This window comes from Hydrogenophaga sp. BPS33 (genome assembly GCF_009859475.1).
In the GTDB taxonomy this organism is placed as follows: domain Bacteria; phylum Pseudomonadota; class Gammaproteobacteria; order Burkholderiales; family Burkholderiaceae_C; genus Hydrogenophaga.
Genome location: NZ_CP044549.1, coordinates 735320 through 756927, shown reverse-complemented (window position 1 = coordinate 756927; position 21608 = coordinate 735320). Strand labels below are relative to the sequence as shown.

Sequence of the window (21608 nt, the reverse complement as noted above, 5' to 3'; positions counted from 1 at the left end):
GGCGATCGGCACCAGGGGGTGCTTCATATTCAATGAGGGAACGGCCACAGCCGCAATTTCTGCTTGCCGATCGACCACAGCTTGGCCAGCCCATGGGGCTCGACGATCAGGAACCACACGATCAGGCCGCCGAAGATCATCAGCTCGGCATGCGAGACCGCGGTGGTGGAAATCTCGACGCCGAACAGCCCGGCCACGGCCGGCAGGAACTGGCTCAGCGCGATCGGCAACACGACGATGAAGGCCGCGCCGAAGAAGCTGCCCATGATGGAGCCCAGGCCGCCGATGATTACCATGAACAACAGGCGGAAGGAGTAGTCGACCGAGAAGGCCGAGGGCTCCCACGCCCCCAGGTAGACAAAGGCCCAGAGCGCGCCGGCCACGCCGATGATGAAGCTGCTCACCGCGAAGGCGCTGAGCTTGGCGTACATCGGGCGGATGCCGATCACGGCCGCGGCCACGTCCATGTCGCGGATCGCCATCCACTCGCGGCCGATCGCGCTGCGCACCAGGTTCTTGGCCAGCAGGGCGATCACGGCCAGCACCGCCAGGCAGAACAGGTACTTGCTCGCGGCGCTCTCCAGCGGCAGGCCGAACACCTGCAGGTTGGACACCGCCACCGAGCCCGAAGGCGTGTCCATCGTGAACCACTTGATGCGCAGGAACATCCAGTCGGCGAAGAACTGCGCGGCCAGCGTGGCCACCGCCAGGTACAAGCCGCGCACGCGCAAACTCGGCAGGCCGAACAGGATGCCGAAGGCCGTGGCGCAGAGGCCCCCGAGGATGAGCGCGGGGATCAGCGGCAGGCCCGGCAGGCGCACGAAGAAGTTGTAGGCGCCGTAAGCCCCCACGGCCATGAAGGCGCCCGAGCCGAGCGAGATCTGGCCGCAATAGCCCACCAGGATGTTCACGCCCACTGCCGCGAGCGAGAAGATCAGGAACGGGATCAGGATGGCGCGCATCAGGTAGTCGCTGGCGAGCAGGGGCACGGCCACGAAGGCCAGCGCAATCAGGGCACCGACGAGCCAGCGGTCTTGCGCGATCGGGAAGATCTGCTGGTCGGCGCTGTAGGAGGTCTTGAACTGACCGTTTTCGCGATAGAGCATGAAAGGCCTTTTAGTCAGTTGGGGTCAGAGCACATTTGCTGCGCAAATCGTGGTCTGACCCGCAAATTTTTCGGTCGGTTGTCACACGCGATCAATGATCTTTTCGCCGAACAGCCCCTGCGGTCGGAACAGCAGGAACACCAGCGCCAGCACATAGGCGAACCAGATCTCGATGCCCCCGCCGACGAAGGGCCCGAGATAGACCTCGGAGAGCTTCTCACCCACGCCGATGATCAAGCCGCCGATGATGGCGCCGGGCACCGAGGTGAGGCCACCCAGAATCACGACGGGCAGCGCGCGCAAAGCCACCGTGGTGAGCGAGAACTGCACGCCCAGCTTGGAGCCCCAGATCATCCCGGCCACCAGGGCCACCAGACCCGCCACGCACCACACGATGACCCAGATGCGGTTGAGCGGAATGCCGATGGACTGCGCGGCCTGGTGGTCGTCGGCCACCGCACGCAGGGCGCGGCCAGTGGCGGTTTTCTGGAAGAACAGCGAGAGCACGATCACCAACCCGGCGGCGATGGCGGCGGCGATGATGTCTTCCTGGTTCAGCAGCAGGCCGCCCTCGAACACCGAGTCGAGCACGAACACCGGGTCCTTGGGCATGCCGATGTCGATCTTGTAGATGTTGCTGCCGAAGATCGATTGGCCCAGACCGTCGATGAAGTAGGTGATGCCCAGCGTGGCCATCAACAGCGTGGCGGCTTCCTGGTTGACCAGGTGGCGCAGCACCAGCCGCTCGATCAGCCAGGCCATGGCGAACATGAGCGCACCGGCCAGCACAAACGCCGCGACGTTGGCCAGCACCTTGCTCTCGATGCCGGTCCATTGCGGGATCCACTCCGAGAAGCGCGCCATCGCCAGCGCGGCGAACAGCACCATAGCGCCCTGCGCAAAGTTGAAGACACCCGAGGCCTTGAAGATCAACACGAAGCCCAGTGCCACGAGCGAATACAGCATGCCGACCATCAGGCCGCCAAACAGAGTTTCCAGAAAGAACGCCATGGTGTGTGTTCCTGTTCAGTGGCTGGTGCCGAGGTAGGCGCTGATGACTTCTTCGTTGCCACGCACCTCTTCGGGCGTGCCGTCGCCGATCTTCCTGCCGTAGTCGAGCACCACCACGCGGTCGGAGATGTCCATGACCACGCCCATGTCGTGCTCGATCAGCACGATGGTGGTGCCGAACTCGTCGTTCACGTCCAGGATGAAACGGCTCATGTCCTGCTTCTCTTCCAGGTTCATGCCCGCCATCGGTTCGTCCAGCAGCAGCACCTTGGGCTCCATGGCCAGCGCACGGCCCAGGTCCACACGTTTCTGCAGGCCATACGGCAACTGGCCCACCGGCGTTTTTCGGTGTGCCTGAATTTCCAGGAAGTCGATGATGTGTTCGACGAACTCGCGGTGCGTTTCTTCTTCCTTCTGCGCGCCGCCCAGAATCTTCAGGCCCGGGAACGGGTTGCGGAACGCTTGCGCCAGCAGACCGCTCTTGATGCGCAGGTTGCGCCCGGTCATGATGTTGTCGATCACGCTCATGCCCTTGAAGAGCGCGAGGTTCTGGAAGGTGCGCGCGATGCCCATCTCCGCCACCTGGCGGCTGTTCATGTGCTTGAAGGTCTGGCCGCGGAAACTGATCGAACCGTCCTGCGGCTGGTACACGCCATTGATGCAGTTGAGCATGGAGCTCTTGCCCGCGCCGTTGGGGCCGATGATGGCGCGCACCTCGTGCTCGCGCACGTCGAAGCTGATGTCGGTCAGCGCCTTCACGCCGCCGAAACGCAGGCTGATGTTCTGGACGTTCAGGATGACGTCGCCGATTTTTTTCTGACTCAAGACCATCTCCGTTCACCCTGAGCTTGTGGAAGGGTTTTTGCAATGTGGGCATGGAAGGGCTTCGACAGGCTCAGCCCGAACGGGGTGTGGCTCAGCCCAAGCCGGGTGAGGTTCATGCCGCCGCCCTCACAGGCGCGAACACCTTCGCATCGCCGATCTTCAGCGTGGCGCTGACCGAGCCGGTGCGGCCATCCTCGAACTTCACCTGCGTCTCGATGAACTGCGTGCTGCGGTCGCTGTACAGGGCATCCACCAACGCGTCGTACTTCTCGGCGATGAAGCCACGGCGGACCTTGTTCGTGCGGGTCAACTCGCCGTCGTCGGCGTCCAGTTCCTTGTGCAGCACCAGGAAGCGGCTGATCTGGCTGCCCGCGAGCAACTCGTCGCGACTGAGGTCGGCATTGACCTTCTCCACGCATTCGCGGATCAGTTCGTACACCTCGGGTTTCTGCGCCAGGTCGGTGTAGCCCGCGTAGGGCAGGTTGCGCCGCTCGGCCCAGTTGCCCACCGCGTCGAAATCGATGTTGACCATGACGCACACGCGCTCGCGCTGGTCGCCATAGGCCACAGCTTCCTTGATGTACGAGAAGAACTTGAGCTTGTTCTCCACGTACTTGGGGGCGAACATGGCGCCGTCGTGCTCGCCGCCCTTGATGCGGCCCACATCCTTCACGCGGTCGATGATCTTCAGGTGCCCATGGGCGTCGATGAAGCCGGCATCGCTGGTGTGGTACCAGCCATCTGCGGTGAGCACCTCGGCGGTGGCGGCGTCGTTCTTGTAGTAGCCCTTGAGCAACCCGGGCGACTTCACCAGGATCTCGCCGTTCTCGCTGAGCTTGATCTCCACGCCTTCGCACGGCACGCCCACTGTGTCGGCGCGCGCTTCGTTGTCGGGTTGCAGGCAGACGAACACCGCCGTTTCGGTCGATCCGTAGAGCTGCTTGAGGTTGATGCCGATGCTGCGGTAGAAGCTGAAGAGGTCCGGCCCGATGGCCTCGCCCGCGGTGTAGGCCACGCGCACGCGGCTCATGCCGAGGTTGTTGCGCAGCGGGCCATACACCAGCCAGTCGCCCAGTCGGTACTTGAGCGCGTCGAGGAAACCGATGGGCTTCCCATCCATGCGATCGGGGCCGACGCGACGCGCCAGCGCCATACAGGCGTGGAACATCTTGCGCTTGATCGCACCGGCGTCCTCCATACGGATCATCACACTGGTGAGCAGGCCCTCGAACACGCGCGGTGGCGCGAAGTAGTAGGTGGGGCCGACTTCCTTCAAGTCGATGGTGACGGTGCTGGCGGACTCGGGGCAGTTGACGACATAGCCCGCCACGAGCCACTGCGCGTACGAGAAGATGTTCTGCCCGATCCAGGCCGGCGGCAGGTAGGCCAGCACTTCGTCGGCCGGGGTGAGCTTGTCGAACGCCGCGCCCACCTGCGCGCGGTTGATCAGCGTGTGGTGGCTGTGCACCACGCCCTTGGGGTTGCCGGTGGTGCCGCTGGTGAAAAACATGGCGGCCACGTCGTCGGGCCGGCCCAGTTCGACCTGCTGCGAAAACAGCTGGGGATGGGCCAGGGCTTCGGCGCGGCCGGCGGCGATGAGCGATTCCAGCGCGCTCAGGCCGGGCTGGTCGTAGTTGCGCAGGCCGCGCGGGTCGTCGTAGTAGATGTGGGCCAGCTGCGGGCTGCGCTCACGGATCTCCAGCATCTTGTCGACCTGCTCCTGGTCTTCGACCACGCAGAAGCGCACCTCGGCGTTGTTGATGGGGAAGACGCATTCGGCGGCCACCGCGTCCTGGTACAGCGGGATGGGGATGGCGCCCAGCGACTGCGCGGCCAGCATGGTGGCGTACAGACGCGGGCGGTTGGCCCCGATCACCACCATGTGTTCACCTCGCTGCAGGCCGGCCTGGTGCAGACCGCACGCCAGGGCTTCGACCAACTGCGCCATCTCGGCCCAGGTGGTGGTCTGCCAAATGCCGTATTCCTTTTCGCGCATCGCCGCGCCCTGAGGCCGGCTTTGCGCATGGCCCAGCAGGAGCCGGGGGAAGGTGTGCTGCATGCATGTCTCCATTGAGATGTCCCATTCGGGGAAGCATTCCGTTATGAGGTGCATCGTAGGGATTCATTTGACGTTATGTTGTCGGTTCGACGACAATCTCGGGTCATCCCTCCTAGGACTTTCCCCTATCCGGATCCCGCGTCTGCCATCCATGAGCCGCCTCACGCCCCACCACACCGGCCGCCTCCTGCACGACCGCGCACGCGCGCCCACCGACGCCGAGCTGGCCGAGATTCCCTGGCTGGAGCGCCTCACCACCATCGAACGCGAACGAGCGGTGGCCGCGTTGAAAGTGGGCGACGCCGAAGCCGGCGACCACATCTGCCGCTTCGGCCGCCCGGTGACGTATTGGTTCGGCCTGGTCGACGGCTTGCTCAAGATGAGCAACGACGATTCGCAAGGGGCGGTGATCACTTTCACCGGTGTGGCACCCGGGGGCTGGTTCGGCGAAGGCACCGTGCTCAAACACGAGCACTACCGCTACAACATCCTCGCGCTGCGCAAGAGCCGCGTGGCGGGTCTGCCCGTGGAAACGTTCGACTGGTTGCTGGACCATTCGATCGGCTTCAACCGCTTCGTGATGCACCAGCTCAACGAGCGGCTGGGCCAGTTCATCGCCGCGCGCGAGATCGACCGGCTCAACAGCCCCGACTTGCGCGTGGCGCGCAACCTCGCCGCGCTGTTCCACCCGCTGCTCTCGCCCAACGTGGGCGGCGTGTTGCGCATCACGCAACAGGAACTGGCCTACCTCGTGGGCTTGTCGCGCCAGCGGGTCAACGAGGCGCTGACCACGCTGGCCGCCAAGGGTTGGATCCGCGTGGAGTACGGGGGCTTGCGCGTGCTCGATCTGGCGGCGCTGCGGACCGGCGGGCTGGATGCGCCGCTCAAAGCTGGGATGATCCCCCCATGACGACCGACAAACCACGCACCCTCAAGCTGAACCCGGGTGCCGCGAAAAAGCAGAATCCCGCTGACCCCTTTGCGCCGCGCCGTGCACCGGTGCGCCCCCCGCCGCCAGCCCGCGCCAGGAGCGTGTCGGCCTCGGCGCCCAAACCCCCGCGCGAGCCCTCATCGGGCTACGGCGCCCCGCGAGGGCGCCCCGACGGCGATCGCACCGAGCGCCCTCGCTCTGGTCTTTCTCCCGCGCCGCGCGGCGACGACCGTGGCGGGCCACCGCGCCGTGTGGATGCAGCCTACGGCCCGGCAGACCGTGTGCCACGCACGCCTTCCGCCGCACCACGCCCACCGCAGCAACCCCACCGGCCCGACCTGGCCCGCGTCGGAAACGTGCGCGGTGAAGTCCGCCTCAACAAACGCATGGCCGACCTCGGCCTGTGCTCGCGCCGCGAAGCGGACGAGTGGATTTCGCGCGGCTGGGTGCTCGTCAACGGCGCGCCGGCCGTCATGGGCATGCCCGTACCGCCAGACGCCCACGTGGAGGTGCTGCCTCAGGCACGCCACCAGCAGGCCGGGCAGGTCACCATCCTGCTGCACAAGCCCGTGGGCTACGTGAGCGGCCAGCCCGAAGACGGCCACGAAGCCGCTGCCACCCTGATCGGCGCGCCCAGCCAATGGCGCGGCGATGCGCGCACGCCCGGCGACGGCCGCCGTTTTGCGCCCGAGCACACGCGCAACCTGGCGCCCGCCGGCCGGCTCGACATCGACTCCACCGGCTTGCTCGTGCTCACGCAAGACGGCCGGGTTGCGCGTGCGCTGATCGGCGAAGCCAGCGGCGTGGAGAAGGAATACCTGGTGCGCGTGCACTTCGCGCCCAACGGCCCACAGGGCGCGGGTGTGGTCACGCAAGACGTGCAGGCCGTGTTTCCGGCCGCGCAACTCGCACTGCTGCGCCACGGCTTGCGGCTGGACGAGCAAGCACTCAAGCCCGCGCAGGTCGACTGGCAAAACCCGGAACAACTGCGCTTTGTACTGACCGAGGGCAAGAAGCGCCAGATCCGCCGAATGTGCGAACAGGTGGGCTTGCACGTCGTGGGCTTGAAGCGCATCCGCATCGGGCAGGTGGTGCTGGGCAATCTGCCGGTCGGGCAATGGCGGTTTCTGACCGCCGACGAACGCTTCTGACCCGTGCCGAGGCATGGCGCGGCGCGAAGCCGCGTACGCCATGTCACACACAAGCCGGCGTCGCGCAGCCACAATGTCCCATGGACACGTCCAAACCCAAGCCCGGCCGCGACGCGTTGCTGCGCCATGTGCGTCCCGGCGACCTGAGGGCCGCGCTGCAACTGACCACCCAGGCCGCGACCGAAGTGATCGGCATCGCAGAAGGCGTGCACCAGGCGGTACGCGGCCGCCTGGGCTTGCCAGCGGGCACCTTGCCCCAACGAACCGGCGGCTTGACCGGCCAGATCTACCAGGGCATTCGCGGTGTCACGCAGTTCGTGGGGCATGGGCTGGACAGTGCGCTGGCTTCGCTGTTACCCCTGGTCGACGACCCGGCGCAGCACCCCGTCGCGTCGCCCGCCCGAGAAGCCGTGCTGGCCGCGCTCAACGGCGTGATGGGCGATCGTCTGCAGGAAACGGGCAACCCGCTGGCCCAGCCTATGGAGCTGCGCTACCAGGGCCAGCGCCTGCCGCTGGACCGACCAGCCCTGCTGCAAGAGCGGCTCGCCCAGGCCTCGCCCCACCTGCTGGTGCTGTTGCACGGCCTTTGCATGAACGACACGCAATGGCTGCGCAAGGGCCACGACCACGGTGCGTTCCTCGCGCAGGCACTGGGCGCTACACCGGTGTACGTGCGCTACAACACCGGCCTGCACACCTCCACCAGCGGACGCGATGTCGCCAGGTACCTGGAAGGACTGGCCGCGCACTGGCCCGCGCCGCTGGAATCCATCACCCTCCTCGGACACAGCATGGGGGGCCTGGTAGCGCGCGCCGCCTGTGACGAGGCTGGGCGCACCGGCATGGCCTGGCGCTCGCAGCTCAAGCACATGGTCTTCCTGGGCACGCCACACCAGGGCGCTGCGCTGGAGCGCGCCGGCCATGGCCTTGATGTCTTGCTCGCCGCCACCCCGTTCACCGCGCCCTTCGCCCGCCTGGGCCAACTGCGCAGCGCCGGCATCACCGACCTGCGCCATGGGTATGTGCGCGACGCCGACTGGGCGGGCCGCGAGCGCTTCGGGTCGGCGGCAGCCCCGAGCGCCAACGCAGCGCCCCAAGGGGCATCGCCCAGCGCCGCTGGGGGGCCCGGTTTTGAAGACCATCGCGACCCCTTGCCCTTGCCCGAGGGGGTGGCCTGTTTCGCCGTGGCGGCCACCCTGGCACCGCGGCGCGGCCTGCTGACCGAGCGCCTCCATGGCGACGGGCTGGTGTCGCTGCGCAGCGCATTGGGCCAGCACGATGACCCCCGACGCCAACTGGTGTTCGCGCGCGACGGCCAGTACATCGCCTACCGGACGGGCCATCTGGAACTGCTCTCCAGCCCCGTGGTCGCGCAGCAGTTGCTGCGGTGGCTGGCGCCGCCGAAGGACAGGCTCGAAGACTGAAACGCGGGCCTGGCCGACGCGGCGCTTGAAATCCGCCATGGCGCCCATAATTCCGCCTCGCGTTGTGCTTCGGCCAACGTGTCCCCCTTGTTCTTGTCACAACGTCCATCGATTCCCATGAGCAAACAAACCCTCTCCTTCCAGGCCGAGGTGGCGCAGCTGCTGCACCTGGTCACGCATTCGCTGTATTCGAATCCCGACATCTTCCTGCGCGAGCTGGTCTCCAACGCATCGGACGCCTGCGACAAGCTGCGCTTTGAAGCCTTGAACAACGCGGCGTTGTTCGAAGACGCACCCAACCTCGACGTGCGCGTGGCCTTCGACCGCGATGCCAAGACCATCACCATCACCGACAACGGCATCGGCATGAGCGCGCAGGAGGCGATCGACCACCTGGGCACCATCGCCAAGAGCGGCACCAAGGACTTCATGAGCCGCTTGAGCGGCGACCAGAAACAGGACGCGCAGCTCATCGGCCAGTTCGGTGTGGGCTTCTACTCGGGTTTCATCGTGGCCGACAAGATCACCGTCGAATCGCGCCGTGCGGGTCTGCCGGCCAACGAAGGCGTGCGCTGGATCAGCGGCGGCACGGGCGACTTCGAGGTCGAAACCATCGATCGCGCCGCGCGCGGCACCAGCGTCATCCTGCACCTGCGCGACGACGCGGGCGACTACCTCGACCGCTGGAAACTCAAGTCCATCATCGGCAAGTATTCCGACCACATCAGCCTGCCCATCCTGATGCAGAAGGAAGAATGGGATGCCGAGAAAAGCGCGTACATCCGCCAGGACGAATGGGAAGCGGTGAACTCGGCCAACGCCTTGTGGGCGCGCAGCAAGAAGGACGTGAGCGACGAGCAGTACACCGAGTTCTACAAGAACCTGAGCTACGACACCGAAGCGCCGCTGGCCTGGAGCCACAACCGCGTCGAAGGCAGCAGCGAATATACCCAGTTGCTCTACATCCCGGCCAAGGCGCCGATGGACCTCTGGAACCGCGACCGCAAGGCCGGCATCAAGCTGTACGTCAAGCGCGTCTTCATCATGGACGAGGCCGAAGCGCTCATGCCGTCGTACCTGCGCTGGGTCAAGGGCGTGGTCGACTCGTCCGACCTGCCGCTCAACGTGAGCCGCGAGTTGCTGCAGGAAAGTCGCGACGTGAAAGCTATCCGCGAAGGCAACACGCGCCGAGTGCTGTCCATGCTGGAAGACCTGGCCAGGAAGGACAAGGCCCCCGAGGCTTCGGAAGGCGCCGACGGTGTGACCGACGTGGTGTCGGCCGAAGACAAGGCCGCAGCCGAGAAGGACGTGGGCAAGTACACGCGGTTCTACGCCGAGTTCGGCGCCGTGCTCAAGGAAGGCCTGGGCGAAGATTTCGCCAACCGCGACAAGATCGCCAAGCTGCTGCGTTTTGCCAGTACCCACGGCACCGAGCTCACCGCGCTGGCCGACTACAAGACCCGCATGAAGGAAGGCCAGGCCGCGATCTACTACATCACCGCCGACAACCGCGCCGCCGCGCAGAACAGCCCGCAACTCGAGGTGTTCCGCAAGAAGGGCATCGAAGTGCTGCTGATGACCGACCGCGTGGACGAGTGGGCGCTGTCCTTCCTCAACGAGTTCGATGGCACGCCCATGCAAAGCGTGGCCAAAGGCGCAGTGGACCTGGGCTCGCTGCAAGACGAAGAAGAAAAGAAGGCCGCCGAGGCCGCGGCCGAAACCTTCAAGCCCGTGCTGGAGCGGCTCAAGGAAAGCCTGAAGGACAAGGCCAAGGACGTGCGCGTCACCTCGCGCCTGGTGGACTCTCCCGCCTGCCTGGTGGTGGAAGACGGCGACTATTCGACGCAGCTCGCCCGCATGCTCAAGCAGGCCGGCCAACCCGCGCCAGAGGTGCGCCCGATCCTGGAAGTCAACGCCGAGCACGCGCTGGTGAAAAAGCTGGAGAACGCCGCGCATTTCGACGACCTGGCGCACATCCTGTTCGATCAGGCCCTGTTGGCCGAAGGCGGCCTGCCCGACGACCCGGCGGCCTACGTCAAGCGGGTGAACGCGCTGCTGATTTGATTGCAGGGACTCCCCGCTGGAAGTGCACTGGCGGTTGACTACACTCGGAGGCTTGGGAGCCCATCGAGGGGCGGTGCGATGCAACTGCCCCACCTATCCGTCAACTGGCCTCAACGTGTACCTACAGCGCCCTTTCGATCACGTCGTCACCTTCCGCAACAGCCAGGGGGAGAGCGCGCGCGGCACTCTGACGAGCCTGCAGCGCCGCTCCCTGGTGATGGAGATCTACAACCCCTATTCCATCGTCCAGGTCAGCGAGGTACTCAACGAGCTGACCATCCGCTCGGGCGATCAGATCATCTACAAGGGCAAGGCCGTGGTGGTCAGCCTGCTCAATACCGGGCTCATGGCCGTCGTGTCCATGGCCTTGATCGACGAATGGCTCGACCTCAACGCCATCCGGGGTGATATCGGTCAGGTGCGCGGCGAGGCCGAACGCTTCGTGGCCGACTGGCAGGAGCGTTTCAAGATCAAGCGCAGCTACCAGGTCATCATCAGCGAATTCCGCGCCTTCCTGGCCGAGACCGCGCGCTGGACCGACCAGGCCGATATGTCGACCGCGTTACCCCGCGAAGCCGACGGCCGCATCCGCGCCGACGTGTTCGACGAGTTGGCCGAACCCATCATGATGAAGGGCGCGGAGTTCTTCGTTTCGCTGGAAGCCGAAGGCGCTGCGGTGCCGGAAGAAGACTCGGTCGCCCACCGCAATTTCGCGCAGACCGCCTTGCACCCCCTGTTGCTGCGCGCGCCCTTCGTATACCGCACCTTCGCCAAACCCCTGGGCTATGCCGGTGACTACGAAATGGTGAACCAGATCCTGGCCGATCCGCGCCAGGGCAACAGCACGTACTTCCAAATCATCAATGCCTTCTTCCTGAAGGCTGCGGTGGCAGAGGCCCACCGCAACCGCATCAACATCCTGGTCGACTACCTGGGCCGTGCGGCTGCGCTGGCCCAGAAAGAGGGACGCAAGGTGCGCATCCTGAACGTTGCGTGCGGACCGGCCATCGAAATTCAACGCTTCATCGCCACCGACCCCAACGCCTCCAGCCTGGAGTTCACCCTGCTGGACTTCAGCGATGTCACGCTCGAGTACACCCGCTCGTGCATCCAGCGCGCTGCCCAGACCGGAGGTCGGCCCGTGGAAGTGCGCTACGTGCACGAATCCGTGCACCAACTGCTCAAGCGCGCCTCCAAACGCGACGACAGTCTGGACAAGGAAGTTTTCGATTTCGTCTATTGCGCCGGGCTCTTCGACTACCTCACCGATAAGGTGTGCTCGCGGCTGCTCGACTACTTCGTCGTGCGCACCCGGCCCGGCGGTTCCGTCATGGTCACCAACGTGCACTCGATCAACCCACAGAAGAACGTCATGGAACACCTCCTGGAGTGGCACCTGATCTACCGCGACGAAAAGGGTCTGGAGGACGTTCTCCCCACGCCCCGCGAAGACACGCGCATCTTCACCGACGAAACCGGCGTCAATGTGTTCGCCGAGTTCCGTCTGCCCGCAGCCGCCTGAGGCGCCCCCAGCATGACGCCGGCCGGCCTGTCGCCTTACCACCAGCAGCTCAGCGAGTTCCGTCTTGCCTACAGCAAGGCAGGCTCGATCGTCTCGATGGTCCTGGTGCTCATGGGGCTGGGCCTGGACTACACGTTGTACCGCGAGGCCTTCAGCACCTTGGCGCCCGCGCGCTTCCTGGTGGCCGGCCTGACACTGGCCATCTTGCGGGTGCTGCACTCTCCCAATGGACTGCGCTGGGTGCGCCCCCTGACGCTGCTGTGGCTGGCGCTGCCCCAGATCATGATTGCCTGGATGATCTGGGTCACCAACGGCGTGGACTCCATCTACTTCGTCGGCCTGCATCTGGCGCTGTACGCCACCGGCATCATCCTGCCGATCGCCTTCTTCGAAAGCCTGACCTTCGGCCTGTTCACCTATGCGTGTTACGCCATCGCCTGCTATTTCCATCCCGAAGGCCTGAAGGATTTCAGCCAGTTCGCCGGCATTTCCCTCTTCATCCTGTTCTCCGCCACCATCAGCTCCTTCTGCACCTACTTCAACGAGCGCGGGCGCTACAACATGTTCGCACTGCAAAGGCAGGTGTCCGAGAAGAACGAATCGCTCAAGCAGATCAACGACACCCTGGCCGAAGTCAAGGGCCAGTTGATCCAGCGCGAAAAAATGGCGGCGATCGGCACGCTCTCCGCCGGCCTGCTGCACGAGCTCAACAACCCCGTGAACTACAGCCTGATGGCCATCAACATGGGGCTGACCTCGCCGGCGACCGAGTCGGACACCATGCTCAAGGAGAGCCTGATCGACGCGCGCGAGGGCATGCAGCGCATCCAGAACATCGTCTCCGACCTCAAGACCTTCGCTTACCAGAAACCCGGCCAGGACGGCCAGCGCCTGTTCCTGCTGGAGAACGCCGTGCGATCCGGCCTGCGCCTGGCCGGCCATGAACTCAAGGGCGTCGAAATCAACATCGACCTGCCGCAGGACTCCCACGTGATGGGCGATGAGCCCGCCATCATCGGCGTGCTGATCAACCTGTTCAGCAACGCCGCCCACGCCATCCAGATTGCCAAACGCGAGACACCACACATCGACATTCGCGTGACACCCCAAGACAACAAGCGCCTGCGCATATCCGTGCGCGACAACGGAATGGGCATCGCACCGGAGAACATGGAACGCGTGTTCGAGCCCTTCTTCACCACCCGCGACGTGGGCGCCGGCCTGGGACTGGGTCTGAGCGTGAGCTACGGCATCGTGCAACGCCATGGCGGCACGCTGTCGGTGGAAAGCGAAGCGGGCCAATGGACAGAGTTCTCTTTTGACTTGCCGAGGCCCTGAATGAAACCCGATGACAACGCCGTCTCGCGTGGTTCGCTCGGCGCACATGCCATCCTCGTGGTGGACGACGAACCGCAGGCCTGCAAGTGGTTCTCCCGCCTGTATGGCGACGAGTTCGTCGTTTTCACTGCCCACGGCGCCAACGATGCACTGGCACTGCTGGCGCAGCGCGGCGAGGAAGTGGCCGTCCTGCTGACCGACTACGCCATGCCCCAGCGCGATGGCGTCTCGCTCCTGAGCGAGGTCCGGCAACGCTACCCCCATGTTGCGCGCCTGCTGGTATCGGCCTATGCCGACAAGGACGTGGCCATGTCGGCCGTCAACCAGGGGCATGTCGAACAGATTCTGGAGAAGCCGCTGGACGAAGCCTTGACGCGCCAGGCCCTGCGCGAGGCGCTCAACGCGAGCCTGGTGCGTGCGCGCGAACGCGCCTTGGTCGAGCGGCGCTCCGCAACCCTGCGTGAAACCCTGGGCTTTCTGGCCCATGAGGTCACCACGCCGCTGGCCACCGTGCAAGGCTATCTGACGGCCATGCGCGAACGGCACCGGGACACGCCCCACGACGGCAGCGGCGAAGCGCGCATTCAGGAACAGAAACCCGGTGACGTCTTGCTCATGATCGAAGCGGCCCAGCGCCGCGCGGAGTACGCGCAGTCGCTGGTGTCGACCTTCGTGCAGACGGCACGCGATGCCTACCAGCCCGATGCTGCGCCGAACCTGCGCGCCAGCGACCTGGTGCAGGCCGTGCGCGACGAGTTCCCATTCGACAACGACGAAGCCCGGTGGCTGACCAGTGACCTGAGCGACGACTTCGTCCTGCCCGGGCGGCGGGACCTGCTCTATCTCGTGCTTTGCACGCTCGTGAAAAACGCTTTGCTGGCGCTGCGTGCCCAGCCACCGGCGCAGCCGCAGGTGCAGATTCGCCTCGGGCGGGAAGCGCCGGCACCCGGCCTGCCAGAGCAGGCGGTCATCCATGTCAGTGACAACGGCCCAGGCATTGCGCCGGAGGTGCTCAAGCGCCTCACCGTGGAGCCCACCACGACCCGCGCCCATGCAAGTGGCAGCGGCATGGGGCTGATCTTTTGCCGCCGCGTGATGACCTCACTGGGGGGCACGATTCTCGTCCGCTCGGATGTGGGCCAGGGTGCCACCGTTTCGCTCTATTTCCCTTTTGCTCAGTAACCAAGAAGATTCTTTCAGGAGTGCCGCCGTGAAGCCCGTGAAAATTCTGTATGTCGATGACGAGGCCATGGCGCTGAAGTACTTCGAACGCCTGGTCAGTCCGATCGCACCGGTGTTGACCGCCGGTTCGGTCGAGGAGGGGCGGGCCGTGTTGGCCGAGCATGGCGCCGACATCGCGGTGCTGGTGTGCGACCAACGTATGCCCGGCGCCTACGGCAACGAATTGCTGCGCCATGCGCGCCAGTACTACCCCAGCATCGTTCGCATGCTGACGACCGCCTATTCCGAACTGGGAGACGCGATCGAGGCGATCAACACCGGCGAGATCTACCGCTACATCAACAAGCCGTGGGAGCTGGAAAGCTTGCGCGCCGACCTGAAGAACGCGCTCGAGTTGGCCGAACTGCGGGGCGAGCGCGACGAACTCATGCGCGACAAGCTACTGGCCCAGCAAAGCCAGTTGCTGGGCCATCGGCTGGCCGGCCTGATGGTGATCGGCCAGGCCGTCCACAGCGACGGTGTGGACCAGGCGCTTTTTCGCTTTGCGCAGACCGCTCAACTCACCGGCATCGCAGAGCCCAAAGTCGATTGGCACCGCTGGGAACACGCCGATCTCTTGCAAGCCGAAGCCGTGCGCGGCGCGGCCATCGTGGGGCACCTGCGGCATTGGCTTCGCGAATTCGGACCGCACCGCGATGGGGCGGGTGCTTTGGCGGTGCTGTCGCAGGCCGCAGGTGGTGAGCTGCAGGGTGACCGCGTGCGATTCGCCGACCGAACCCCGTTGAACGGACTTTTGAGTGGAGGTGCGGGCGAAGCACCTGCCTCGTCCGATTGCGCCTGGCTCGCCTGGTTACTTTGGCAAGGTGGCCTGGCACAAGTGGAAACATCTGCGGACGCCAGCGGCTGGGCGGTGACGTCTGCGCCGTCGGCGGCGCTGCATCCGGACTGGTTGGCGGACGCCATCGAAAGCCTTGGGCGGCCATAAGCCGGGTCAGCGCACGTGAAACAGAGTGAAAGCCGGGCACCTTTCACGGCCTCGGGCATCAGAATGCAATCTGTGCCTAGCCCAAGGATCCCGCCATGAACGCCTCACCCGTCCCCACCGCGTCCCGAGCGCGCAGCAGCGTGGCCACTGCGCTGCTCGCAATGGTGGCTTTGATGACCGTTTCCGGCTGCTCATCGGTGGGCGTGGGCGTCGGCATCCCCATCGGGCCTTTCTCCATAGGAGTGGGCGTCGGTTCGGGCGGGGTGAATGCAGGGGTCAGTACCGGCGTAGGCCCTGTCGGCGTGGGCGTGGGTGTCAATCAGCGCGGGCAGGTGAGTGCGGGCGCCGGCGTGGGCACCAGCACCAACATTGGCAACAGCAAGGCACGTGTTGGGGTGGGCGTGGGCACAGGCACGGTGATCTACGATCCAAACGACCACCGGTAGCCAGCGCGCCGAGTGATCTTGCCGGAGCACGCGCGTCATTACACGCTGCGCTGCCATGCGGCGACGGATCTGCGGAGCCCGCGACTTGAGAGCGCCTCGCATCAAAAACAAAAAAGCCCTCGTTTCCGAGGGCTTCAATGACAAGCAATTGCTTGATTTAGTTGGTTGCGGAGGCAAGATTTGAACTTGCGACCTTTGGGTTATGAGCCCAACGAGCTACCAGGCTGCTCCACTCCGCGTCAAGCCTTGTATTCTATCACGCTTTATCTGCATCAACCGCCGGAGCGGCGTCTTCAGCACGGTCCACCAGTTCAACCAGGGCCATGGGCGCATTGTCGCCCACGCGGAAACCCATTTTCAGAATGCGGGTGTAACCACCCGGACGGGCCTTGAAACGCGGTCCGAGTTCGTTGAACAGCTTGACGACCACATCGCGGTCGCGCAGACGGTCAAAAGCCAGGCGGCGGTTGGCCAGCGTGGGCTCTTTGGCCAGGGTGATCATGGGTTCGACGACGCGGCGCAGCTCTTTGGCCTTGGGCACCGTGGTCTTGATGGCTTCGTGTGTGAGCAACGAGTTCATCATGTTGCGCAGCATGGCGAGACGGTGCTCGCTGGTGCGATTGAGTTTGCGAAGTCCGTGTCCGTGACGCATTTGTTCATCCTTTCAGTGTTTTGCTCCCAGCCGTATCAGGTACTGGGAGTTCGTCCGGGTCTGGCCTCCATGGCCAGACGCTGCGGTCTCAGTGCTTGTCCAGGCCAGCAGGCGGCCAATTCTCAAGCTTCATGCCCAAGGTCAAGCCGCGCGAGGCGAGCACTTCCTTGATTTCGTTGAGCGACTTGCGACCCAGGTTGGGGGTCTTGAGCAGCTCGTTCTCGGTACGCTGAATCAGGTCACCGATGTAATAGATGTTCTCGGCCTTAAGGCAGTTCGCCGAGCGCACGGTGAGCTCCAACTCATCCACCGGGCGCAGCAGAATCGGGTCGAACTGCTGCGAGCTGCGTTGAGCCGGCGCGTCAAACGCGGAGAGCTCCACGCCTTCAAGCTGCGCGAACACCGCCAGTTGCTCGACCAAAATCTTCGCGGAAGCACGAACCGCCTCCTCGGGGCCGATGGAACCATTGGTCTCGATCTCGAACACCAGCTTGTCCAAGTCGGTGCGCTGTTCCACGCGGGCGCTTTCCACGGTATAGCTCACGCGCTTGACGGGCGAGAACGACGCATCAAGCACGATGCGGCCAATGGAGCGCGTTTGATCATCGTTGCGACGCAAGCTGCCGGGCACATAGCCGCGTCCCTTTTCAACCTTGATCTGCATATCCAGCTTGGCACCTTGCGACAGCGTGGCAATCACATGACCCGGGTTGACGATTTCGACATCGTGAGGCGTCTGAATGTCGGCGGCGGTCACAAGACCTTCGCCATCCTTGCGCAGGCTCAGCGTCACTTCATCGCGGTTGTGCAGTTTGAACACCACGCCCTTGAGGTTCAGGAGCATGTTGACCACATCCTCTTGCACGCCATCGATCGACGAGTATTCGTGCACGACACCGGCAATGGTGACCTCGGTCGGCGCGTGACCGACCATGGATGACAGAAGAACCCGACGCAGGGCGTTGCCCAACGTATGGCCATAACCACGCTCGAAGGGCTCCAGCGTAACTTTGGCGCGATTGGTCGAAATTTGCTCGACGTTGATGGTTTTGGGCTTCAGCAGATTGTTCAGCATTCAAACTTCCTTCAGTACCCTCGGCTCGTTACACCGATAAGGCAGACGGAGCATGGCCCGACCACACCGCCAAGGTGCAGGCCGGGAACGAAATTAACGGGAATACAACTCGACGATCAGCGATTCGTTGATGTCCGAGCCGAACTCATCGCGATCGGGTGACTTCTTGAACACGCCTTCGACCTTGTCGGCGGACACGTCGACCCAAGCAGGAAAGCCAATTTGCTTGGCCAATTCGAGCGCTTCAATCACGCGGCCTTGCTTCTTGGACTTTTCGCGCACGGCGATCACGTCACCGGCCTTCACCGAATAGGACGGGATGTTGACGGCCTTGCCGTTCACCAGAATCGCCTTGTGCGACACGATCTGACGGGCCTCGGCACGGGTGGACGCGAAACCCATACGGAACACCACATTGTCCAGGCGCGCTTCCAACAGGAACAGCAGGTTCGCGCCAGTGTTGCCACGACGGCGATCGGCTTCGGCGAAATAGCGACGGAACTGGCGCTCCAACACGCCGTAGGTGCGCTTGACCTTTTGCTTTTCGCGCAACTGCACGCCAAAGTCAGAGGTACGCTGACCCGAAGTCCGGCCGTGCTGACCAGGCTTGGAATCAAATTTGGCCTTGTCGCTGATAGAGCGGCGAGCGCTCTTGAGCAACAGGTCGGAGCCTTCACGGCGGGAGAGTTTGGCCTTGGGGCCGAGGTAACGTGCCACTTTGGTTTCCTTGTTTCACTGCCACAACCTGATGTTGTGGGAGCCGTCCTTCAAAGAGGATGGCGGTGGGCTTAGCAAAAATGCCACCGCAGGTGACCGCGGTGGCTCTCAAAAAAGCTTTCGATTCTACCGCGCGTGCGGCAGCAGATCAGATGCGACGGCGTTTCTGCGGACGGCAGCCGTTGTGCGGCACGGGCGTCACGTCGGAAATCGAGTTGATCCGGATGCCAAGGGCACCCAGCGCTCGCACCGAAGACTCGCGGCCGGGACCGGGACCCTTGATCTCAACGTCCAGGTTCTTGATGCCTTGCTCAATGGCGGCGCGGCCAGCCACTTCAGATGCAACCTGGGCAGCAAAAGGCGTGGATTTGCGCGAGCCCTTGAAGCCCTGGCCACCTGACGAAGCCCACGACAGTGCGTTGCCCTGGCGATCGGTGATGGTGATGATGGTGTTGTTGAACGACGCGTGCACGTGCGCAATACCATCGGCAACGTTCTTGCGGACTTTCTTGCGGACGCGGGCAGCTGCGCTGCTGGAGGGAGACTTGGCCATGAGGGTCCTTCTAACCGTTTATTTTTTCAGCGACTGGGCAGCCTTGCGGGGACCCTTGCGCGTACGGGCGTTGGTCTTGGTGCGCTGACCACGCAGCGGCAGACCACGACGGTGGCGGAAGCCACGGTAGCAACCAATGTCCATCAAGCGCTTGATGTTCATGGTGGTTTCACGGCGCAAGTCACCCTCGATCGTGAACGTGCCGACCTGGTCGCGCACTTTCTCGAGTTCCGCGTCGCTCAGATCCTTGATCTTCTTCGCATAGTCGATGCCGCAGGCTTCGCAGATCTTGCGAGCGCGGGTGCGACCAATGCCAAAGATTGCCGTCAAGCCGATTTCGGCGTGCTTGTGCGGCGGAATGTTGATGCCTGCAATACGAGCCATGTTGGATCCTCTTAACTAACCAATCAGCCTTGACGCTGTTTGTGACGCGGGTCGGTGCAGATAACACGCACCACACCATGCCGCTTGATGACTTTGCAGTTGCGGCACATTTTCTTGACCGAAGCCGAAACTCTCATACTCTTCTCCTAGATATTCCAAAAAACTGTCAACAACTGTCCATTCACTTCGAGCGGAACACGATTCGCGCCCGGGTCAGGTCGTAAGGCGTGAGCTCTACTTTGACCTTGTCGCCGGGCAAGATCCGGATGTAATGCATCCTCATCTTGCCGCTGATATGTCCCAACACCACATGACCGTTTTCGAGCTTGACCCTGAAGGTTGCGTTGGGAAGGTTTTCGACCACCTCCCCCTGCATCTCGATCACGTCGTCCTTGGCCATAAAACGAAGTTCAAGGGGAGGTTTTGAAATTAGCCTTCTTGAGCAGCGATTCGTATTGCTGCGACATCATGTAGTTCTGAACCTGGGCCATGAAGTCCATGGTGACCACCACGATGATCAGCAGTGAGGTGCCGCCGAAATAGAACGGCACGTTGTACTTCAGGATCAGGAACTCGGGCAACAAACACACGGCGGTGATGTAAATGGCACCGGCCAGCGTCAGCCTCAGCAAGATCTTGTCGATGTAGCGGGCGGTCTGATCACCAGGGCGGATTCCGGGAATGAACGCACCACTCTTCTTCAGGTTATCGGCCGTCTCACGGCTGTTGAACACGAGCGCGGTATAGAAGAAGCAGAAAAAGACAATGGCGGCGGCATACAACGCCACGTAGATTGGCTGCCCAGGCGACAAGGCAGACGCGATGTCACGTAGCCAGCGTGTCGAGTCCCCGGTACTCACCCAGCTCACTACCGTGGTGGGCAGCAGGATGATGGACGACGCGAAGATCGGCGGAATCACCCCTGCCATGTTCAGCTTGAGCGGCAAGTGCGACGATTGACCGCCATACACCTTGTTGCCCACCTGACGCCGTGCGTAGTTGACCAAGATCTTGCGCTGGCCGCGCTCCACGAACACCACGAAGTAGGTGACCAGGATCACCAGCGCGATGATGAAGATCGACACCAGAATATTCATGGCACCGGTGCGCACCAGTTCAAGGAGACCACCAATGGCACTCGGCAAGCCAGCTGCAATACCTGCAAAGATCAGAATCGAGATGCCGTTACCCAGACCACGTTCGGTGATCTGCTCACCCAGCCACATCAGGAACATCGTGCCTGCCACGAGGCTGACCACGGCTGTGAGACGAAACCCCATACCCGGATCAATCACCAAGCCCGCCTGACCTTCCAACGCCAAGGCAATGCCCATGGCTTGAAAGATAGCCAGTGCCAACGTGCCATAGCGCGTGTACTGCGTGATCTTGCGGCGGCCGGCTTCGCCTTCTTTCTTCAGTTGCTCAAACGTGGGGACCACGTAAGTCATGAGCTGCATGATGATCGAAGCAGAGATGTACGGCATGATGCCCAACGCGAACACGGTGAATCGCGAAAGCGCGCCACCCGAGAACATGTTGAACAAACTCAGAATGCCGCCCTGCTGACCCTGGAACAGTTGTGCCAGTTGCGCGGGGTCGATCCCGGGCACGGGAATGTGTGCCCCGATGCGGTAAACCACGAGCGCCAACAACAGGAACACCAGCCGACGACGGAGATCGCCGAACTTTCCGGTTTTGGCCAGGGGCGCAGATCCAGTTGCCACAGGAGACTTCCGTTCGATTCCGATCAGGCTGCCAGCGAACCGCCAGCTGCCTCAATGGCCTGCTTGGCACCAGCCGTGGCCGCGATGTCCTTGAGGGTCACGGCGCGCGTGATCTCACCCGTCTTGATGACCTTGACGCGCTTTGCCAACTGGGACACCAGACCGGCTTGCTTGAGCACAAGAACATCGACTTCGCTCACGTCGAGCGCATTGAGGTCGCCCAGGGTGACTTCGGCGTTGAATTGCAGCTGCGCTGACTTGAATCCCCGCTTGGGCAGACGGCGCTGCAGCGGCATTTGGCCGCCTTCGAAACCAACCTTGTGGTAACCGCCCGAGCGGGATTTCTGGCCCTTGTGGCCGCGACCCGCGGTTTTACCCAGGCCCGAACCGATGCCGCGGCCGACACGGCGCTTGGCATGCTTGGCGCCCGCGCCCGGCTTGATGGTATTGAGTTCCATG

The 21608-nt window shown here is 63.6% G+C and carries 21 protein-coding genes, 1 tRNA gene and 1 pseudogene; 9 read left to right on the top strand and 14 right to left on the bottom strand.

Features of this window, described 5'->3' with window-relative positions; translation table 11 throughout:
* Positions 1-29 precede the first annotated feature (29 nt).
* The 4 genes from F9K07_RS03655 to F9K07_RS03640 form a co-directional block, all read right to left on the bottom strand.
* Positions 30-1106 carry a branched-chain amino acid ABC transporter permease gene (locus tag F9K07_RS03655; RefSeq protein WP_159589481.1) on the bottom strand — a complete coding sequence of 359 codons (1077 nt, stop codon included), beginning with the start codon at positions 1104-1106 and terminating at the stop codon, positions 30-32.
* A gap of 81 nt (positions 1107-1187) precedes the next feature.
* Complete coding sequence (locus tag F9K07_RS03650; RefSeq protein WP_159589479.1) at positions 1188-2117, bottom strand: branched-chain amino acid ABC transporter permease; 930 nt, start codon at positions 2115-2117, stop codon at positions 1188-1190.
* 15 nt (positions 2118-2132) lie between these two features.
* Positions 2133-2942, bottom strand: a complete 810-nt coding sequence (locus F9K07_RS03645) for an ABC transporter ATP-binding protein (protein WP_159589477.1) — start codon at positions 2940-2942, stop codon at positions 2133-2135.
* A gap of 112 nt (positions 2943-3054) precedes the next feature.
* Positions 3055-5001, bottom strand: coding sequence for an AMP-dependent synthetase/ligase (locus tag F9K07_RS03640; RefSeq protein WP_159589475.1), 1947 nt, complete (start codon positions 4999-5001; stop codon positions 3055-3057).
* Between the two features lie 151 nt (positions 5002-5152).
* On the opposite strand from F9K07_RS03640, the gene F9K07_RS03635 reads away from it, so the two are divergent.
* The 9 genes and pseudogenes from F9K07_RS03635 to F9K07_RS03595 all read left to right on the top strand — a co-directional run.
* Positions 5153-5911, top strand: coding sequence for a Crp/Fnr family transcriptional regulator (locus F9K07_RS03635; protein WP_159589473.1), 759 nt, complete (start codon positions 5153-5155; stop codon positions 5909-5911).
* The gene (locus tag F9K07_RS03630) at positions 5908-7083 is read left to right on the top strand and encodes a pseudouridine synthase (RefSeq protein WP_159589471.1); all 1176 of its coding nucleotides are present in this window, start codon (positions 5908-5910) and stop codon (positions 7081-7083) included. Before F9K07_RS03635 ends, F9K07_RS03630 begins: the two co-directional genes overlap by 4 nt.
* A gap of 80 nt (positions 7084-7163) precedes the next feature.
* The gene (locus tag F9K07_RS03625) at positions 7164-8507 is read left to right on the top strand and encodes an esterase/lipase family protein (protein WP_159589469.1); all 1344 of its coding nucleotides are present in this window, start codon (positions 7164-7166) and stop codon (positions 8505-8507) included.
* A gap of 117 nt (positions 8508-8624) precedes the next feature.
* A complete protein-coding gene (htpG, locus tag F9K07_RS03620) occupies positions 8625-10571 on the top strand; it encodes a molecular chaperone HtpG (protein WP_159589467.1) in 1947 nt (648 codons plus the stop codon).
* Between the two features lie 115 nt (positions 10572-10686).
* On the top strand, positions 10687-12093 hold the full coding sequence (locus tag F9K07_RS03615; RefSeq protein ID WP_236581787.1) for a class I SAM-dependent methyltransferase: 1407 nt from the start codon (positions 10687-10689) through the stop codon (positions 12091-12093).
* A gap of 12 nt (positions 12094-12105) precedes the next feature.
* Positions 12106-13431, top strand: a complete 1326-nt coding sequence (locus F9K07_RS03610) for a sensor histidine kinase (protein ID WP_159589465.1) — start codon at positions 12106-12108, stop codon at positions 13429-13431.
* Complete coding sequence (locus F9K07_RS03605) at positions 13432-14613, top strand: hybrid sensor histidine kinase/response regulator (RefSeq protein WP_159589463.1); 1182 nt, start codon at positions 13432-13434, stop codon at positions 14611-14613.
* Positions 14614-14641: 28 nt separating this feature from the next.
* Positions 14642-15598 carry a response regulator gene (locus F9K07_RS03600; RefSeq protein WP_159589461.1) on the top strand — a complete coding sequence of 319 codons (957 nt, stop codon included), beginning with the start codon at positions 14642-14644 and terminating at the stop codon, positions 15596-15598.
* 95 nt (positions 15599-15693) lie between these two features.
* A pseudogene (locus tag F9K07_RS03595) lies at positions 15694-16029 on the top strand (hypothetical protein); the annotation flags it as partial.
* A 177-nt stretch (positions 16030-16206) separates the two neighbouring features.
* Here F9K07_RS03595 and F9K07_RS03590 read toward each other — a convergent pair.
* The 10 genes from F9K07_RS03590 to rplO form a co-directional block, all read right to left on the bottom strand.
* Positions 16207-16283: transfer RNA gene (locus tag F9K07_RS03590), tRNA-Met, on the bottom strand.
* A gap of 17 nt (positions 16284-16300) precedes the next feature.
* Positions 16301-16696: a 50S ribosomal protein L17 gene (rplQ, locus tag F9K07_RS03585; protein ID WP_159589459.1), complete on the bottom strand. Its 396-nt coding sequence runs from the start codon at positions 16694-16696 to the stop codon at positions 16301-16303.
* A gap of 88 nt (positions 16697-16784) precedes the next feature.
* Positions 16785-17771 (bottom strand): DNA-directed RNA polymerase subunit alpha, encoded by a 987-nt coding sequence (locus tag F9K07_RS03580; RefSeq protein ID WP_159589457.1) that lies wholly within the window; start codon positions 17769-17771, stop codon positions 16785-16787.
* A gap of 93 nt (positions 17772-17864) precedes the next feature.
* Positions 17865-18488, bottom strand: a complete 624-nt coding sequence (gene rpsD / locus F9K07_RS03575; RefSeq protein ID WP_159589455.1) for a 30S ribosomal protein S4 — start codon at positions 18486-18488, stop codon at positions 17865-17867.
* 148 nt (positions 18489-18636) lie between these two features.
* The gene (rpsK, locus tag F9K07_RS03570; protein WP_159589453.1) at positions 18637-19041 is read right to left on the bottom strand and encodes a 30S ribosomal protein S11; all 405 of its coding nucleotides are present in this window, start codon (positions 19039-19041) and stop codon (positions 18637-18639) included.
* An 18-nt stretch (positions 19042-19059) separates the two neighbouring features.
* Entirely contained in the window at positions 19060-19425 is a 366-nt protein-coding gene (gene rpsM / locus F9K07_RS03565) for a 30S ribosomal protein S13 (protein ID WP_137917294.1), read from the bottom strand.
* A gap of 23 nt (positions 19426-19448) precedes the next feature.
* Entirely contained in the window at positions 19449-19562 is a 114-nt protein-coding gene (gene rpmJ / locus F9K07_RS03560; protein ID WP_137917293.1) for a 50S ribosomal protein L36, read from the bottom strand.
* A gap of 44 nt (positions 19563-19606) precedes the next feature.
* Entirely contained in the window at positions 19607-19825 is a 219-nt protein-coding gene (infA, locus tag F9K07_RS03555; protein ID WP_066267877.1) for a translation initiation factor IF-1, read from the bottom strand.
* Positions 19826-19835: 10 nt separating this feature from the next.
* A complete protein-coding gene (gene secY, locus F9K07_RS03550) occupies positions 19836-21149 on the bottom strand; it encodes a preprotein translocase subunit SecY (RefSeq protein WP_159589450.1) in 1314 nt (437 codons plus the stop codon).
* 23 nt (positions 21150-21172) lie between these two features.
* The gene (rplO, locus tag F9K07_RS03545; protein WP_159589448.1) at positions 21173-21607 is read right to left on the bottom strand and encodes a 50S ribosomal protein L15; all 435 of its coding nucleotides are present in this window, start codon (positions 21605-21607) and stop codon (positions 21173-21175) included.
* Position 21608 lies beyond the last annotated feature (1 nt).